This window comes from Caballeronia sp. EK (assembly GCF_014384845.1).
Taxonomy (GTDB): domain Bacteria; phylum Pseudomonadota; class Gammaproteobacteria; order Burkholderiales; family Burkholderiaceae; genus Caballeronia; species Caballeronia jiangsuensis.
The window spans coordinates 303,049-319,809 of the sequence record NZ_JACSUE010000002.1 but is presented as its reverse complement, the minus strand read 5'-3'; the positions used below and the strand labels follow the sequence as shown (position 1 = coordinate 319,809).

General features: G+C 63.8%; 14 protein-coding genes. 1 reads left to right on the top strand and 13 read right to left on the bottom strand.

Going from position 1 to position 16,761, the window contains the following annotated elements:
• Positions 1 to 27 precede the first annotated feature (27 nt).
• The 5 genes from IAG25_RS05840 to IAG25_RS05820 all read right to left on the bottom strand — a co-directional run bounded on the left by IAG25_RS05840 (position 28) and on the right by IAG25_RS05820 (position 5,574).
• Positions 28 to 2,319, bottom strand: coding sequence for a DUF3141 domain-containing protein (locus IAG25_RS05840; RefSeq protein WP_187604000.1), 2,292 nt, complete (start codon positions 2,317 to 2,319; stop codon positions 28 to 30).
• A 148-nt stretch (positions 2,320 to 2,467) separates the two neighbouring features.
• The gene (locus tag IAG25_RS05835; RefSeq protein ID WP_187603999.1) at positions 2,468 to 4,162 is read right to left on the bottom strand and encodes a SulP family inorganic anion transporter; all 1,695 of its coding nucleotides are present in this window, start codon (positions 4,160 to 4,162) and stop codon (positions 2,468 to 2,470) included.
• Between the two features lie 27 nt (positions 4,163 to 4,189).
• The gene (ppk2, locus tag IAG25_RS05830) at positions 4,190 to 5,023 is read right to left on the bottom strand and encodes a polyphosphate kinase 2 (RefSeq protein ID WP_187603998.1); all 834 of its coding nucleotides are present in this window, start codon (positions 5,021 to 5,023) and stop codon (positions 4,190 to 4,192) included.
• Between the two features lie 22 nt (positions 5,024 to 5,045).
• Complete coding sequence (locus tag IAG25_RS05825) at positions 5,046 to 5,303, bottom strand: RNA recognition motif domain-containing protein (RefSeq protein WP_187603997.1); 258 nt, start codon at positions 5,301 to 5,303, stop codon at positions 5,046 to 5,048.
• A 58-nt stretch (positions 5,304 to 5,361) separates the two neighbouring features.
• Positions 5,362 to 5,574 carry a DUF2964 family protein gene (locus IAG25_RS05820; protein WP_035501314.1) on the bottom strand — a complete coding sequence of 71 codons (213 nt, stop codon included), beginning with the start codon at positions 5,572 to 5,574 and terminating at the stop codon, positions 5,362 to 5,364.
• A gap of 215 nt (positions 5,575 to 5,789) precedes the next feature.
• Here IAG25_RS05820 and IAG25_RS05815 point away from each other — a divergent pair, with 215 nt between their 5' ends.
• On the top strand, positions 5,790 to 6,761 hold the full coding sequence (locus IAG25_RS05815; RefSeq protein ID WP_187603996.1) for a hypothetical protein: 972 nt from the start codon (positions 5,790 to 5,792) through the stop codon (positions 6,759 to 6,761).
• Positions 6,762 to 6,770: 9 nt separating this feature from the next.
• Here the strand turns inward: IAG25_RS05815 and IAG25_RS05810 are convergent, their stop codons facing one another.
• From IAG25_RS05810 to IAG25_RS05775, 8 genes are all read right to left on the bottom strand, one after another.
• Positions 6,771 to 7,283 carry a hypothetical protein gene (locus IAG25_RS05810; RefSeq protein WP_187603995.1) on the bottom strand — a complete coding sequence of 171 codons (513 nt, stop codon included), beginning with the start codon at positions 7,281 to 7,283 and terminating at the stop codon, positions 6,771 to 6,773.
• Positions 7,284 to 7,305: 22 nt separating this feature from the next.
• A complete protein-coding gene (locus tag IAG25_RS05805; protein ID WP_187603994.1) occupies positions 7,306 to 7,893 on the bottom strand; it encodes a hypothetical protein in 588 nt (195 codons plus the stop codon).
• Between the two features lie 35 nt (positions 7,894 to 7,928).
• Entirely contained in the window at positions 7,929 to 8,402 is a 474-nt protein-coding gene (locus IAG25_RS05800; RefSeq protein WP_187603993.1) for a glycine zipper family protein, read from the bottom strand.
• A gap of 345 nt (positions 8,403 to 8,747) precedes the next feature.
• A complete protein-coding gene (locus tag IAG25_RS05795) occupies positions 8,748 to 9,419 on the bottom strand; it encodes a hypothetical protein (RefSeq protein ID WP_187603992.1) in 672 nt (223 codons plus the stop codon).
• Positions 9,420 to 9,431: 12 nt separating this feature from the next.
• On the bottom strand, positions 9,432 to 10,427 hold the full coding sequence (locus tag IAG25_RS05790; RefSeq protein ID WP_035501306.1) for a 2-hydroxyacid dehydrogenase: 996 nt from the start codon (positions 10,425 to 10,427) through the stop codon (positions 9,432 to 9,434).
• Positions 10,428 to 10,468: 41 nt separating this feature from the next.
• Positions 10,469 to 12,058 (bottom strand): aspartate:alanine exchanger family transporter, encoded by a 1,590-nt coding sequence (locus IAG25_RS05785; RefSeq protein WP_187603991.1) that lies wholly within the window; start codon positions 12,056 to 12,058, stop codon positions 10,469 to 10,471.
• Between the two features lie 86 nt (positions 12,059 to 12,144).
• Entirely contained in the window at positions 12,145 to 14,241 is a 2,097-nt protein-coding gene (gene glgX, locus IAG25_RS05780; RefSeq protein WP_375336506.1) for a glycogen debranching protein GlgX, read from the bottom strand.
• Entirely contained in the window at positions 14,225 to 16,723 is a 2,499-nt protein-coding gene (locus tag IAG25_RS05775) for a glycogen/starch/alpha-glucan phosphorylase (protein WP_187603989.1), read from the bottom strand. Before IAG25_RS05775 ends, glgX begins: the two co-directional genes overlap by 17 nt.
• Positions 16,724 to 16,761: the final 38 nt, after the last annotated feature.

Here is a 16,761-nt window from a genome sequence, read left to right as displayed (position 1 = left end):
GTGAACGTGCGATGCGCCGCCCAAGCCTCAGTGCGCGGGCGCGGAACGTCTCGGCGCGCGCGCGGCCTTCACGGGCAGCGCCGCGCGAATGCGCGCGAGCATCTCGTGCTGCGCCGCCGTCGGCTCGAAGCCTTGCATGCGGCTATCCGCGTGCAGCTTGTCGAACAGGGTGAGGAGCTTCTTGCGGTCGTCGTTATCGTCGAGCAGATCGGGCAAGGTCGAGAGCGCCTGTTCCGGCTCGTAGCGCACGACGATTTCCTGTTCGCCGCGAATACGCCGCCATTCATCGCGCGGCATCTGCGGCAGATATTCCGCGTAGTCGGCCGCGAGCGTCTGACGCAGGACCATGCGCGTGAGCGGCAGCGGCTCGTCATGCCGCATCAGCAGACACGCGACGCGCGCGACGGCCTCCGCATATCCGCCGTGCCCGATCGATGCGAGCGCTTCCTGGACGAAAGGCAGTTCGCGCGGATCGGCGACATGCTCGCGGGGCTCGTGCTGTTGCGCGGGATGCGCCGAGAACATGTTGCCGTAGACGGAGAAGAACATCGCTTCGGTCGCCGCATCGCGCATCGCCCGATAGAAGTCGAGACCCGCACTGATCATGTCGGAGCCGCAATGCTCCGCACGGCGCAGCGGTTCGTCTGCGGCGGCGGGCTTGCGCACAGCTCTGACCGCATCCGCCGCGGGGCCGAGCCATGCGAGCCACGGGTTGTAATCCGAGAACATCCAGCGTTGCGCGCGCAATGGATGAAACGCGCGCAGCATGCTCGCGGTGGTGTCGTTGGCCATCGCCTGCACGAAGGGCTGCGCGAACAGTTCATAGGCGCGCTGATTGAAATCCGATACCTGCTTCACCGCTTCGAACGGCAACTCGTCCACGCGTTCGAAGCGGTTGAAGCGCGCCGTCACGTCTTCCAGGCGGCGCTCGTGAAAGCTCACGTCGTATTCGGTCTTGCCGCCTTCGCCCTTGCGTTCCGCGATCTCCATGCCGTACAGGCCCGGCGGAAACGACTCGATCGCCTCCAGCACCGATGCGATCTGCGTGTATTCCTTCTTCGCGACCTTGCCGCTCACGAAGATGCCCAAGTGCCCGATGCTCTTGTGCATCAGCCCGACGATCACCTGTCCGCGCGCCTTGATCTCGTCCGTGCTGCCGTAGATATCCGCGACCCAGTTGAACGCCTGTTGCGGCGGCGTGATGTTGTCGCCCATCGAAGCGAAGAGAATGATCGGCGACTTGATCGCGCGCAGATCGAAGGATGCGCCCGACACGCCGCTCACTTCACCCGACCATAGCTTGTTGCCGACGAAAAGATTGCGCGTGATCCATTCGATCTCTTCGCGGTTCATCAGGTAATAGCCGCCCCACCAGCGTTCGAAGTCGAGAAAGCGCGGAGGCTCGGTGTCGATGTTGGCGAACAGGGTGTAGTACTTGTCCCAGAAGCTGTTCGCGGGATTCAGGTTCTCGAAGTTCTCGACGAGATACGCGCCGTCGAACTTGCCGTTGCCGAGGTCCGCCGTCAGCGACGCGAGCCAGGTGCCGCCCAGCATGCCGCCCGAATAGCGCATCGGGTTGTCGCCCTCGCCTTCGCTCCATGCGCCGCTCCAGTACGACATCGGCGCGCCGTTGATGACGAGCGGGCCGGTATCGTCGGGCTGCGAGCTTGCGAGCATCATCGCGGCCCAGCCGCCCTGACAGTTGCCGACGATCGCGGGCTTCGCGCTGTCGGGATGCAGCTCGCGCACGTGCCTGACGAACTGCTGCTCGGCCGCGCATACGTCGAGCAGCGTCTGGCCGGGCTGCGGGTCGCGGAAGAACGTGACGAAGTACACCGGATGACCCGCGCGCAATGCGACGCCCACCTGCGAATCGTCCTTGAAGCCGCCGATGCCGGGACCGTGCCCCGCGCGCGGATCGATGATGAGATAGGGACGCTTCAGCGGATCGATGATCACGCCCTCGGGCGGCACGATGCGCAAGAGCGCATAGTTCACGGGCCGCGCGAAGGTGCGGCCATCGATCAGCATTTCATGAGCGAAATGCAGCACCGGTTCGAGACCGCGCTTCGTCTGCTCGATGAAATTGTTGCCGCGCTGACGCAGCGTGTCCCAGAAGAGAATCGAGCGCTGCATGAGATCGAGCGCGTAGCCGTAGCCGTTGAAATGATCCGCGTTGCCGTTGCCGACAAGACGCGTGCCGGCATCGTGTGCGCGCTCGCTGAACTGCTGTTGCGCCAGTTCAGCGCGCTTCTGGAACACGCGCGCGACTTTATCCGCGATTTCCTGGCTGCGCGCCAGTTGATCTGCATACGGCATGACGTGACCTCCGCGAAGAGAACGTGCAAGGGATGGCGCTGAAAGCGGATGCATCGGCCGGCAAGATGAAAGCATGGACCGAAGACTTGAATACCATCATTAAAATATATGCGCAATGTGCGACAGGGAAGTGGCAAATAGGGGCGACTCAACGTCGCGCGCCGGCGTCGCCATCGGATGAAGCAATCTCCTGATACTTCATCACAACATGTTCGAGGTTGTAGAACATGCGCGCTTCGCCGAGCCGTTCACCGAGCGGCGAGCGCCGCACCGCCGCGAGCACGCCCGGATTCAGGCCCGCGAGCCACAGCGTGGTGCCGCTCGCGGCGAGGCGCTCGTCCGCTTCGATCATCATCTTGAGCGCGGTGTATTCGACATCGAAGACGCGGCTCAGGTCCAGCACGACGATTTTCGCGCCCGACTCGCGCACGAGCGGCCGGATCTTTTCGGCGACGCGTTGCGCATTGGCGAAGAATATCCGTCCTTCCGGACGCAGCAGCAACATGCCGGGAAACGCTTCGTCGTCGGGATGTTTCGACGAATCGCGGCGGAACACGTTCGTGCCCGGCATCCGCCTGAGCGCATACACCGGCGGATTCGACACCTGATGCGCGAGCGCGAAGAGCGACACGACGATCGCGACCACGATGCCTTCCAGCGTGCCCAGCAGCACGACGCCCGCGCATGCCGTCAGCGCCCAGACGAACTCGGTGCGGCGAATCTTCAGGATCGCGCGGAACTCGGCGGGGCTGAAAAGCCCGATGGAATAGAACACGACGACGGCGGCGAGCGTCGCGTGCGGCATCAACGCCATCAGCGGCGCGAACAGCAGCATCACCGCGAGCGCGATCAGCGCCGTCACGAGTCCCGCGAGTTGCGTGCGCGCGCCCGCCTGCCGGTTCACGGCCGTCTGGCTCGTGCCGCCGCCCGCGACCATCGCGCCGAGCAATGCGCCGCCCGCGTTCGCGAGACCGGTCGCGAGCAGTTCGCGGTTGGCGTCGGGCACCGGCTCGTCGTTGCGCGCGAAAGCGCGTGCCGCCGCGATGCTCTCGGTGAAGCTCATCAGCGCGATGCCGAGCGCGTCCGGCCACAGCTTCAGCGCGAGCGCCAGATCCGGCTTTGTCCACGACGGCAAACCCGCGGGCACCGCGCCGACCGTTTCGACGCCATGCGCGCGCAGATCGAGGACGGCCACCGCGATGATCGCCGCCGCGACGACGAACAACGGCGCCGGCGCGCGCGGCGCGAAGCGTTCGAGCAGCACCAGCGCGGCGAGCGTCAGCAATGCGAGCACGAGCGTGCTCGCCGAGAGATGCGGCAAGCCCGCGACGAACGCACCCGCGTTATGAAAGAACGACCCTTTTGGATAGTGGATGCCGAACAGCTTCGGCAACTGATCCATGACAATGACGATCGCCACGCCCGCCTTGAAGCCGACGAGCACCGGCTCGGAAATGAAGTTCGCGACGAAGCCGAGGCGCAGGCACGCCGCCGCGACGAGCATCGCGCCGACGAGCATCGTGAGCGTGGCGCTGGCGACGGCGAGCGCGTGCGCGTCGTCGCTCCCGACCGTCATGCTCAGCGCGTTCGCGGCGAGAATCGCGAGCGTGGTCGTCGTGCTGACGGAAAGCGCGCGCGACGATCCGGTGAACGCGTAGACGATCATCGGCACGCATGCCGTATAGAGACCGACCTGAACCGGGAGGCCGGCGATCGTCGCGTAGGCGAGCGCCTTCGGAATGACGACGGCCGCCGCCGTCAGACCCGCGAGCGTATCGGCGCGCGCCCATCGTTTCTCGTAATGAAACAGCCATTCGGCAGCGATGGGCGCGCGTGGCGGCATGTCGATATCCGTGCGCCGATATCGCGCTCAGAAGCGCTCGGGCACGTAACGCAGCGGCCGGTCGCTCTCGCGATAGCCTTCCGCCTTCTGGCGCTTGGGCAGCTTCACCTTTTCCCGCGGCACCGCCGTGTAGGGAATGCTCGCGAGCAAGTGGCTGATCAGGTTGAGGCGCGCACGGCGCTTGTCGTCGGAACGCACGACGTACCACGGCGCGAGATCGGTGTCGGTGGCTTCGAACATGTCGTCGCGGGCGCGCGAATAGTCGTACCAGCGGCTGTACGAGCGCAGGTCCATCGGCGAGAGCTTCCAGATCTTGCGCTCGTCGTGGATGCGCTCTTCGAGACGCCGCGTCTGTTCGTCCTGGCCGACTTCGAGCCAGTATTTGAGCAGGATGATGCCCGAGTCGATGATCGCGCGTTCCACGAGCGGCACGCCTTTCAGGAAGGTGGTCGCCTGCTCGTCGGTGCAGAAGCCCATCACGCGTTCGACGCCCGCGCGGTTGTACCAGCTCCGGTCGAACAGCGTGATTTCGCCCGCCGCGGGCAGATGCGGCAGATAGCGCTGCACGTACATCTGCGACTTCTCGCGCTCGGTCGGCGCGGGCAGCGCGATCACGCGGAAGATGCGCGGGCTCACGCGCTCGGTGATCGCCTTGATCGTGCCGCCCTTGCCCGCGCCGTCGCGCCCTTCGAACACGATACAGACCTTCGCGCCCGTATAGACGGCCCATTCCTGCAGCCTGACGAGCTCGGCGTGCAGACGCGCAAGCTCCTTGTCGTACTGTTTCCGGCTCAGGCGCTCATGCACGCTCGCGCCTTCGCGCACGCCCCGCGTTTCGCTGACAGCCTTGTCTTCTTTCAATGCTGGCTCCCCATGTGGTCCATCAGGTTTCGTTGCGCTCGGGCACAACCTGCACCATGAGCGTGCGATTTTTCCAGAACATGTTGTGGATGCGCGGCTGAAACGTGCGCAGCACGTGCGGCTCGACCTTATCGAAAGTCACGACCGCGGCCGGATGTTCTCCGGTGCCGGGCACGCGCTGAATCGAATCGTACGGAGGAAAGCCGTAATTGCAGAGAAACTGCCGAATTTCGTCGTCGGTCGTGGACTCGTCTACATTGCCTATCCAGAGGTCACCCATTGCAAAGTTCTCCGTTGAGTTCTGTGATGCTTCTATAGCCTAGTACACGAACGGCCGATCAGGTCGATCGATCGCGCTTTCCCGATCTGCGCTGCGCGAGCGGATTCAACGCGACCACGAAGATCACGATGCCGATGCCGAGCGCCCACATGCCGTAGCGGAATTCGGGCTTGATGTCATACAGCACGCCGTGCATCGTGAAGTAGAGGCCGGCGAGCCAGATGAACACGCCGATCGAGGCAACCACCATGCGCGGCTCGTTCAGTCTCATCGATGTCTCCCGATACATTGCGCGGAATGATTTCAGTTTAGGACGTATGTACGCGCGCGTATGCATCGGGCTTGGCGCGCGGCCATCGTTAGACTACATTCTCTGCTTGTGACCGTGGGATCGGTCAACGGCTCCGCGCATGCAATGACGCATCGGCGGAGCGGCCGAATGCAACGTACGACCAACCAGCCGTTCAACGTCCGGGCGCTGCGCACATGCGAAAGCCGATCCTGTCTTCGAGCCGGTTGCGCAACTTTGCGGCGCTCGTCCTGCTCGCCGTCGCGCCTGCCATCGCGCACGCGCAGGCCGCGCCGGAAAGAGCCGTCGTCGGCACCAACGTCAAGAACTACGCGAACGCCGTGCTCGCGATCATGTCGTACACCGCGGTGCCGGACGTCACGACGAGTTCGCTCTCCATCAACAGCGGCGCGAGCGGCAATCCGGGTTTCGGCCAGACGCAGCTCGGCGGCGGCTTTACCCTCAGCCGGTCGTTTCCGCTCTATCTCGAAGGCACCGTCGCGTACAGCCGCTACGATCCGACCTTCATCGCGACCGACGGCAATCAGCAACGCCCGGTGCCGGCGAAATGGAACACGCTGAGCACGACCATCGGCATCGGCTGGGATTTCCCGATCACCGACGAGCTGCGCCTGCGGCCGATCCTCAACGGCATGGTCGGCCGGGTGGCGAGCGATCTGCGTGTCGCGCAGACCGTGTTCAATCATGTCGCCAACACCAATCTGCAGTTCCTCGAAGACGGCGCGCTCAACGCGTACGGTCTCGGCGGCTCGCTGATGCTCGATCTGGAGCATTACCGCGAGCACTACGAGATCGATGTCGAACTCCGCGCAACCGATATCTATCTGCGCAGTTTCGGCAGCTCGTCCGACGCGGTGCAGGGATCGGCGACCGCGCAGCAATTCAGCCTGTGGGCGCGCTGGCGTGCGCCCACGGGCTTTGCCGCGCTCGACCGGCCGGTGCGCTACGTGCTCGAAACCGCGTACTCGCATTACTTCGGCGACAGCGCCGGCGTGCTCGGCTTCAACGATCTGACGTCGCTCGGCGTGGGCCTCGAACTCGACAGCAGCAGATATCCCGTCGTCATCACGCGCACGCGGGCGATGGTGCGCTACGTGTTCGGCCACAACGTGCACGGCGTGTCGTTCGGCTTCGCCGTCAGCTTCTAGCGCGCCGCGTCACAGCACGTTGCGCTGGCTCGGATCGTATTTCGGGTCCGGCTGCTTCTGCGTCTGCCTGAGGACGCCCTGAGCGTCGAAATAAAAATGAAACAGCATGTGGTCGATATTGTTCTGCGTGTACCGATACGACCACACCTCCCGATCCATGCGCTTGAAATACGCTGTCTCGAACGGACGGCCGAATGCGATCAGCACGTCGTTGCGCGTCCATTTGTTGACTTCGGCCCGGTAGAACTCGTTTTCCTGAAGCACTTGCCGAACACTGACCGTATTGCCGGCCGCATCGAGATCCACGGCGGTGGTCGTCGATCCCATCGGCTGCGTGGGCCACATGAGGCGCTTGCCGCCGTTGGGCAGGTCGTAGGTTTCCTTGGGCGGTCCGAGCTTCGCGACGATCGCCTGCTGGTCCATGCCGGGCTGCACGCGCTGTTCGGGCTGCGCGCAGCCGGCGAGTGCGACGGCGACGATGCACACGCCCTGCGTCAACGTGAATGCGACGCGTCTTTTCATTGGGTCTCTCCCGCGTTTGCGCTTATTTCGTCGTGGCGGGCTCCACGGAGATCGCGAGCGCTTCCGTATAGACCGCCTTCACCTGATCGCCCTTTTTCACGCGCTTCAGGCGTTCCGGGTCCTGCACGTGCAAGTCCACGATTTGGCCGCGCGGCCCGCGCAACGTGACGATCTTCGCTTGACGATCGACGGCGATCACATCCGCGATGACCGTCACCTCGCGGCCTAACTCGCCGCCCGGCTTCGCACCGCGCGGCGCACGTTCGGCGGTGTCGTTCTCCGAGCGCGACGGCTGTGTCTTCTTGTCGACGAGACTCAGCGTCAGGGATTCGCGATACTGCGTCGTCACGACATCGCCGAGCGCGAGCTGATCGAAGTTGCGCGCCTCGTTCGTCACTTCGAGCTCGATCACCTTGCCCGCCTGCGTTTTCAGCGTGACGGTGCGCGTCGCCGGATCGATGCCGACGATCGTCGCCGTGACCTTCACGACGCCCTGCACCGTGGCGCTGTTCGCATCGCGCGTGACGGTCACGTCGTTTTCGGGCTCGGCGGATAGCGCGCTTGCGGAGATCGCAAGGCACGACAAGACAACGAAGCTCATGCGCTTCATGATCGCGCTCCTTGTTCTAGTTGCGCCCCACGACGTTACTGAATCGAGTAACCGCGTCCCTGCATGCACGCCGCCCACGCACGATAGTACGTGGACATCGCGCCCTGGCTCTGCGCTTGCGCATTCGACTGCTGCGCGCGTTTCTCCTGTCGCGCACGCGCGCCGCCCGCCATCGTGCCCGTTACCGCGCCGATGGCCGCGCCCTTGCCCGCATCGCCCGCGATCGCGCCGATCGCCGCACCGCCCGCCGCGCCGCGCGCCGCGCCGCCCACGCGCTGGCCGCCGCCCACGGCGGCGCCGCCTTGCGGTGGCGGCGCCGCCGATGCGGTCGCCGGGTCGATGCCCGTGTTGCTCTTCGCCCAGCTATAGCACGCGCCGTCGTCGTTTTGCTGTTGCTGCGCACTCTGACCTTTGGACGGGTAAGCGATCGGCTTGCTCTGCGCAACGGCATCGAGCGCCATCACGGCGATCACGATGGCGCAACCCGCACGCAATCTGTTTGCATTCATGGCGACTCCTTGCTTTGGTTCGGGCGATTCGAGAGCATGCGTCGGATCGGATTCGCGAGCGGTTGCGCGGACGCACCGCAATTCTTTTGATACACGACACCGTGGTTGTTCGCAATGAATGTCATCGCGAAAGCGGCTCTCGCATGCTTTCCGTGTTTCGTGAGGATGTGAAATACGCCTGTCGACAGGCTGTGCTGCGGTGTGGACGACTTCGGGATTCGGCGGCGGCGATTCCGGCCTTGGGAATCGATTGACTTCTCGAAGATATGCGAACCTTTCATCGATTGCAAGAATGGTGGCGTAGGTGTTTATTTCGATCATTCGTCGCACACTTCGCGCTATTAACTACCCGCCTAAAGCGATGATCGCCATCGTCAGGAGCACGCCCAGCGCCATCATCGAAAGCCCTGCTTTCCAGCCCTTCCAGCCCGCATAGCCGCCCAGCGCGAAGCCGCAGAAAAACAGCATCGCGAGCGTCAGCACGCGCGAAATCAGCAAGGCCGTAGGCACATGCCTGACGAGCACAAAAGGCGCGGCGACAGGAAAAGTCGACAGCACGATGATGATGAAAATGCCGAGCGCCGCGAGAAAGTCGTCGCGCACGAAACGCGCATGCTCGGGCAGGCTGCCGCTTGCGGCGATACGTTTGCGGATGGATTCGAGATCGGCGTCGGAGACGAACGGGTCGAGCGCCGCGGACAGGCGCTCGCGCAACGCGCGCACGCCCGCCGCCGCATCGCGCTCGCGATGTATGGCGAGCGCGAGCGCATGCCTGCGCGCGCGGTTCGCGATCGTGCGCACGAGATACATGACGGCATCGGCGAGACCCCACGCGAGATTGCAGCCGATGGCCGTGTACAGCATCTTGTGCCCCGCGGCCTCGCCGCCCGTCGCCGCCGATACCGTGCCGACGAACGTCAACGCCATGAACAGGCCGAAGCATAGCTCCGACACGCGATCGACGGTGTCGAGCACGGGCTCGCGCGCGCGTTCTTTCGGCGACTCTCCGGTGTCCATCGGCACGCGCCGCTATTTGACCTTCACCTCGTTTTCCAGAGGCGCGTTCTTTTCGAAAGCCGTAATGCTCTGCAGCGTGGTTTCGCAGATCGTCGTCAATGCTTCGCGGGTCAGGTAAGCCTGATGTCCCGTCACGATGACATTCGGAAACGAGACGAGCCGCTGGAAAATGTCGTCGGTGATGATTTCGCTCGACAGATCGCGGAAGAAAAGATCCGCTTCCTGTTCGTAGACATCGATCGCGAGACCGCCGAGCTGGCCGGTCTTCAGCGCCTCGATGACGGCTTCCGTGTCGATCAGCGCGCCGCGGCTCGTGTTGACGAGCAACGCGCCGCGCTTTGCACGCCTGAGTGACTCCGAATTGATGATGTGATGCGTCTGCGGCGTCAGCGGACAGAACAGCGCGACGATATCCGCGCGCTCGCCGATCTCGCCGGGCGTCGCATAATGCAGCCCCAGCGCCTCGAATTGCTTCGACGGATACGGATCGTAGCCGATCACGTTGCAGCCGAAGCCCTGCATGATCTTCGCGAAGACGCAGCCGATCTTGCCCGTGCCCACGACAGCCACCGTCTTGCCGTACAGATCGAAGCCGATGAGGCCGTCGAGCGAGAAGTTCGAATCGCGCGTGCGGTTGTACGCGCGATGCACCTTGCGATTGATCGCGAGCAAGAGCGCAACCGCGTGCTCCGCCACCGAGTTCGGCGAATAATTGACGACGCGAACGACCCTGATGCCGAGCTTCGCGGCGGCCGCGAGATCGACATTGTTGAAGCCCGTGCAGCGCAGCGCGACCAGACGCGTGCCGCCCTTGTGCAGCGCTTCGAGCACCTCGGCGTCCGCCTTGTCATTGACAAAGATGCAGACGGCGCCATAGCCCGCCGCGAGCTCGACCGTGTCCATATCGAGCGACATGTCGTGGTATCTGAGCTTATGCTTCTCGATCTTGTTTGCTTCGTCGAGATACTCCCGCTCGTAGGGCGTCGAGCTGTAGATCGCCACTTCCATGATGCGCTCCTTCAGATTTTGATGGCATGGTGACGCAAGGTCTAACCCGCGGCAAGCGATATGGCAATCTGCACGAAAAGCACTTTGACGATGGTCATCGACGGGAAAATCATCGCGTACATGATGTCGGGCTGATCCGTCGGCGCGACGCGATTGGCGAACGCGAGGATCGCCGGATTGCCGGTCGCGCCGCAGATCACGCCGATCGACGTATCGAAGGGCAGCTTGAAGATCCATAGGCAGCACGCCGCCGTGACGCTCACGAGAACCAGCAGCGTGATCACACCGTAGACCAGCAGGATCGGCCCGGCCGTGGCCACGGTCGCGACGAACTTCGGCCCGCAGGAAATGCCCACTTGCGCGAGGAAGATCGTGAGGCCGAGGTTGCGCAGCACGAGATTCGCCGACAGCGGCATCACCCAGACGAACGGCCCGTTGCGCCGCGCCTTGCCGAGACACAGCGCGACCAGCAGCAACGCGGCGAGCCCGAGGCTGAACGCGCCGATGCCGGGAACCGGCAGCGGAATCGCGCCGACGAGCAGGCCCAGCGCCGCGCCGATCCCGAGGCAGATGAAGCTCAGGTCGGCCGTGCCCTTGATCGAATCGCCGAAGAACGTGCGCATCGTCGCCTGATGCGCACGATTGACGAGCAGGCCGACCCGGTCGCCCGCTTCGAGGATCAGATCGGGCGTCGAGACCATGTCGGCGTCGCCTCGGCGCACGTGCGCGACCGCGCAGTTCACGCCGTCGGGGAAGCGGATATCGCCGAGCGCCATGCCGACGACCGCCGGATTCGACGCGAACACGCGCATGTAGTCGAGGTCTTCGCGATGGCTCGCCATGCGTCCCGGCTGCAATTCGCCGCACAGCGCGGTGGCTTCGTCGAGCAGACGCCGGTCGGTGGCGGTCGCGAGGAGCACGTCGTCGGCCCGCAGCGTGAAGTCGGCCGTGGGCAACTGATTGTGATGCGCGCGCCGCACCGCGGCGATCACCACGCCGGAAGGCAGGCGGCTCGCAAGCTCCGAGAGCTTCAGACCGAAGAGGCTCGCGTTTCTCAGCGCGATCTCCGCCGTTTCGATCAGCTTCGCCGGCGGCTTCTGGATTTTCACCTTCAGCGTGACGTTGAGCAGGTAAATGAAGAGGATCGGACCGGCGACACCGAACGGATACGAGATGCTGTAGGCCACGGCGGCATCGTTGCTTTTCATCGATGCGATCGCGACCTGCAAACTCGCCGTGCTGGTGCCGCTGCCGGCGAACATGCCGAGCGCATCGGCGAGCGAGATGCCGAAGTGAATGAGGCCGCAGGCGACGAGGCCCGAGACGACCACGCCGATGCATGCGGCCAGGTTCGCCTTCACGCCATCGCGGCTGGTGAGCCCGCGAAAGAACTGCGCGCCGTATTGAATGCCGATGCCATAGAGAAACAGCAGCAGCCCGAGTGTGCCGAGCAAGGGCGGCGGCGCGGACTTCGGCGCAAATGCGCCGATCGCGAGCCCCACGAACAGCACCGCGCCGGAACCGAGCGCCACGCCCTTGACATTGATCTCGCCGATCAGATACCCGAGCGCGATCGTCAGGAAGAGCGCGAACAGCGACTGATTCTCGAGAAAGGCCCTGACTGCATCCATGCCGCCTCCTGTGGGTGGACAAAGCAACTCAGCAGTACACGAACATTAAAGGCGCTTTACTCCGCGCAGTCCAGCAACACCTTACATCAACGCGATTCGAGCACGACGACGCTGCGCGCGCCGACACGGCATGCACCGCGTTCGATCGATGCCCTGTCGACATCGGCAACGATATCCCCCGGTGCTTGCGCCGCCGTGTCCACGATACGCCGCCAGCTTCCGCTATCGACCACAGGAAGAGCAATATCACGTGCGTCGTCGTTCATGTTGAAGACGATGTGCAGCATCGGCTCGCCCGCCGTCTGGCCGGCGAGCGTTAAAGCCACGAGGCGCGCGCCGGGATCGTGCCACGCGGGCGCATCGAGCCGTTCGCCATGCCATGCTACATCGGCGTGGGTCTGCCCGTTCGACGGCTGCCCCGTCAGAAAGCGCCGGCGGCGCAGACTCGCGTGACGCTTGCGCAGCGCGATCATCTCGCGCACGAAGCGCAGCATGTCGAGGGCGTCGCCGGAGAGTTGCCAGTCGATCCACGAGAGCGCGTTGTCCTGACAGAACGCGTTGTTGTTGCCGCGCTGGCTGCGCAGGATTTCGTCGCCGGCGAGCAGCATCGGCACGCCCTGGCTCAGGAGCAGGATCGCCATGAAGTTGCGCGCCTGTCGAAGCCGCAGGCCGATGATCGCCGGGTCGTCGGTCTCGCCTTCCGCGCCGCAATTCCACGACAGATTGTCGTTGCTGCCGTCGCGGTTGTCCTCGCCGTTCGCTTCGTTATGCTTCGCCTCGTAGCTGACGAGATCGCTCAGCGTGAAGCCATCGTGACAGGTCACGAAGTTGATGCTGTTCGCAGGCAGCCGGCCATCGTTCTGATAGAGATCCGCGCTGCCCGCGATGCACGTGCACACCTCGCCCACGATGCCCGGATCGCCGCGCACGAAGCGCCGGATCACATCGCGGTAACGCCCGTTCCATTCGGCCCACGTCATGCCCGGAAACGAGCCGACGTGATAGAGGCCGCCCGCGTCCCATGCTTCCGCGATCAACGGCACGCGCGCGAGCACCGGCGATGCCTCCATCGCCCACGGCAAAGGCGGTGTGCGCAGCAACTCCCCATGCTCGCCGCGCACGAATACGCTTGCGAGATCGAAGCGGAATCCATCGACATCGAGCTCGCGAACCCAGTATTCGAGGCAGCGCATGATGAACGCCGACACCAGCGGATGATTGCAGTTGAGCGTATTGCCGCAGCCGGTGTAGTCGCGATAAAGCCGCGCATCGTTCGAATCGATCTGATAGAACGCCTCGTTGGCGAAGACCTTGAAATGGATCACCGGTCCGTTCTTGCCCGCCTCGGACGTGTGATTGAACACGACATCGAGCAATACGCGAATGCCCGCCGCGTGCAAGGCATCGACGAATTCGCGGAACTCCTGCGGCGCTCGCGCGGGCTCCACGCAATAGCGCGGATGCGGACTGTAGAAGCTGTGCGTGCTGTAGCCCCAGTAGTTGCTGAGGCCACGGGCCGCGGCGAACGGCGGAATGTCCTGTTCATCGAAGGCCATCACCGGCAAGAGTTCGACGTGCGTGACGCCGAGCGCCTTCAGATAAGGGATTTTCTCGATGAGACCCGCGAACGTGCCGGGATGGCGCACGCCGCTCGACGGATGCCGCGTGAAGCCGCCCACATGCAGCTCGTAGATGATCGCGTCGTCGAGCGTGCGGATTTCGATGTCGTCGTCGGCCCGGTCGAGCGGCGCCGTGACGATGCCCCTGAGCGATGCGTGACCGGCCGCGTGCGCATCGGCGGCATGCTGACGGCGATAGAAGCGGTCGCTCACGCCGCGCGCGTGCGGATCGAGCAGTTCCTTGCGGCTCGCGTGCTCGTCGCTCATCTGCGGCACGCCGAGCGGGCCATATGCGCGCCACGTATAGCAGCAGCGCAACGGAAGATCCTCGACGAACACATGCCAGAAGAGATACGTGCGGTTCGCCTCGCTCGTCAGCGCGACGACCTGAAACGGCTCGGCGCTCTCCTCCGATGCGTACAGCAGCAGTTCCACACGCGTCGCACGCCGGCAGAACGCGCAGAAGTTCACGCCGCCCGGCACGACCGTGGCGCCGAGCGGAAAGCGCGAGCCCGGCTGCGTGCGATAGCTTTTCCGGGCGTGCGCGTCAGGACTGGGCAAGATCGATCCTCACGGGACGCGTCTTCCAGATGCGCTCGCAATACTCGCCGATCGCGCGGTCCGACGAGAACTTGCCCGAGCGCGCCGTATTCATGATCGACATGCGCGTCCATTGCCGCGCGTCGCGCCATGCCTCGCTCACGCGATCCTGACACGCGACGTAATCGGCGAAATCGGGGAGCACGAGGAAAGGATCGTGGTGCAGCAGGTTATCGAGCAGAGGGCGGAACATGTCCTTGTCGCCGCGCGAGAAGCGGCCTTGCGCGATCTGATCGAGCGCATCGCGCAGGTCGTCGTTCTGTTGCGCGTAATCCGTGGGGCGATATCCGGTGCGTTTCAACTCGTCCACTTGTTGCGCGGTGAGGCCGAAGAGGAAGAAGTTCTCCGCGCCCGCTTCCTCGCGAATCTCCACGTTCGCGCCGTCCAGCGTGCCGATCGTCAGCGCGCCGTTGATCATGAACTTCATGTTGCCGGTGCCCGATGCTTCCTTGCCCGCCGTCGATATCTGCTCGGAGAGGTCCGCGGCGGGGTAGATCCAGTGCCCGTTCTTCACGTTGAAGTCCGGATAAAAGACCACTTTCATGCGGCCTTTGATGCTCGCATCGTTGTTCACGACTTCCGCGATGCCGTTGATCAGGCGGATGATGAGTTTCGCCATCGCATAGCCCGGCGCGGCCTTTCCGCCGAAGATGAAGCAGCGCGAGGCCGTATCGGAATCGGGATCACGGCACAGGCGTCTATACAGCGTGATGATGTAAAGCGCATTCAGATGCTGACGCTTGTATTCGTGGATGCGTTTCACCTGGATATCGAAAAGCGCAGCCGGATCGACGTCGATGCGGGTCGAGGTTCTGATGCGCGCCGCGAGCGCGGTCTTGTTGTCGCGCCGTATCGCGCGCCATGCCTCCTGGAAGGCGGCATCGTCGGCGTGCGCAGCAAGCGCATCGAGACGTGCGAGATCGTTGCGCCAGCCATCGCCGATGGTCTTGTCGAGCAGACGCGCGAGTCCCGGATTGCTCAGCATCAGAAATCGGCGCGGCGTGACGCCGTTCGTCACGTTAAGGAAATGCTCCGGGAACATGTCGGCGAAATCGCGCAGCACGGTTTGCTTCAGCAAGTCCGAATGCAGCGCCGCCACACCGTTGACCGCATGACTGCCGACCGTCGCGAGATTCGCCATGCGCACTTTCTTGTCGCCGGTTTCGTCGATCAGCGACATGCGCTTGACGCGCGCATCGTCGCCGGGATACTTGCGGCGCACATCGTCGAGAAAGCGGCGATTGATTTCGTAGATGATTTCGAGCGGGCGCGGCAACAGGCTCTGAAAGAGCGGCAAGCCCCATGTTTCGAGCGCTTCGGGAAGAAGCGTGTGATTCGTATAAGCAAGCGTGCGCCGCGTGATGTCCCACGCGGCATCCCATGAAAGTCCACGCTCGTCGATGAGCAGACGCATCAGCTCCGCCACCGCGACGGAAGGATGCGTATCGTTGAGCTGCGCGGCGAAAAGGTCCGCGAAGCGGTCGATCGACGTGCCCTTCGCATCCATCATGCGCAGCATGTCCTGAAGCGAGCATGAGACGAAGAAGTACTGCTGGGCGAGACGCAGGCGCTTGCCGGCTTCGGGCTCATCGTTCGGATAAAGCACTTTCGACAGCGTCTCCGAGATGACCTTCTCCTCCACGGCCTCGTAGTATTCGCCCGCGTTGAAGTCCTGAAAGTCGAACGACTCGACCGCCTCGCTCTTCCACAGGCGCAGGATGTTGCAGGTATCGACGCGATAACCCTGCATCGGCATGTCGCACGCGACGCCCTTTACCTGCCGCCTCGGAATCCAGCGCACGCGCAGCCGGCCATCGGCATCCGTTTCGCTTTCCGTGTGTCCGGCGAAGGAAACGTAGTAGCTGACATCGGGGCGCACGATTTCCCACGGATTGCCCTTTTGCAGCCACTTGTCGGTGGTCTCGGCCTGCCAGCCGTCGCGGATCTCCTGATCGAAGATGCCGAACTCGTAGCGTATCCCGTAACCGATTGCGGGAATCTGCAGCGTCGCGAGCGAGTCCAGATAGCACGCGGCAAGCCGTCCGAGGCCGCCGTTGCCGAGCCCCGGCTCTTCTTCGATGGCGAGCAGGCTGTCGAGATCGTGGCCGAGCGCGTGCATCGCTTCGCGCGCTTCGGCTTCCATGTCGAGATTGAGCAGGTTATTGCCGAGCTGCGGGCCGATCAGGAATTCCGCCGAAAGATAGCAGGCGACCTTGATGTCCTTCGCCGCATAGGTCTTCATCGACGCGGCCCAGCGCGCGAGCATCCGGTCCCGCACGCTATAGGCGAGCGCCATGTACCAGTCCTGCTGCGTCGCGATGTCCGGATAGCGCGCCTGACGGCAGATGAGATTCCTCACGACGTCATGCTGGAACGCATAGCCGGGTACGTCGCTCGCGGCGGCTCTGACGTTCGCGCCTGCATCGAATGCGGGTACATCGCTCATGGTCGCTCCCCGGTTAGGGTCATCACACTGAGCAAGAA

Bases quoted from the DNA above. Each gene is read 5' to 3' on its own strand.
- IAG25_RS05840 (WP_187604000.1), bottom strand. From the start codon at position 2,319: ATGCCGTATGCAGATCAACTGGCGCGCAGCCAGGAAATCGCGGATAAA.
- IAG25_RS05835 (WP_187603999.1), bottom strand. From the start codon at position 4,162: ATGCCGCCACGCGCGCCCATCGCTGCCGAATGGCTGTTTCATTACGAG.
- IAG25_RS05825 (WP_187603997.1), bottom strand. From the start codon at position 5,303: ATGGGTGACCTCTGGATAGGCAATGTAGACGAGTCCACGACCGACGAC.
- IAG25_RS05820 (WP_035501314.1), bottom strand. From the start codon at position 5,574: ATGAGACTGAACGAGCCGCGCATGGTGGTTGCCTCGATCGGCGTGTTC.
- IAG25_RS05815 (WP_187603996.1), top strand. From the start codon at position 5,790: ATGCGAAAGCCGATCCTGTCTTCGAGCCGGTTGCGCAACTTTGCGGCG.
- IAG25_RS05810 (WP_187603995.1), bottom strand. From the start codon at position 7,283: ATGAAAAGACGCGTCGCATTCACGTTGACGCAGGGCGTGTGCATCGTC.
- IAG25_RS05805 (WP_187603994.1), bottom strand. From the start codon at position 7,893: ATGAAGCGCATGAGCTTCGTTGTCTTGTCGTGCCTTGCGATCTCCGCA.
- IAG25_RS05800 (WP_187603993.1), bottom strand. From the start codon at position 8,402: ATGAATGCAAACAGATTGCGTGCGGGTTGCGCCATCGTGATCGCCGTG.
- IAG25_RS05795 (WP_187603992.1), bottom strand. From the start codon at position 9,419: ATGGACACCGGAGAGTCGCCGAAAGAACGCGCGCGCGAGCCCGTGCTC.
- IAG25_RS05790 (WP_035501306.1), bottom strand. From the start codon at position 10,427: ATGGAAGTGGCGATCTACAGCTCGACGCCCTACGAGCGGGAGTATCTC.
- IAG25_RS05785 (WP_187603991.1), bottom strand. From the start codon at position 12,058: ATGGATGCAGTCAGGGCCTTTCTCGAGAATCAGTCGCTGTTCGCGCTC.
- IAG25_RS05775 (WP_187603989.1), bottom strand. From the start codon at position 16,723: ATGAGCGATGTACCCGCATTCGATGCAGGCGCGAACGTCAGAGCCGCC.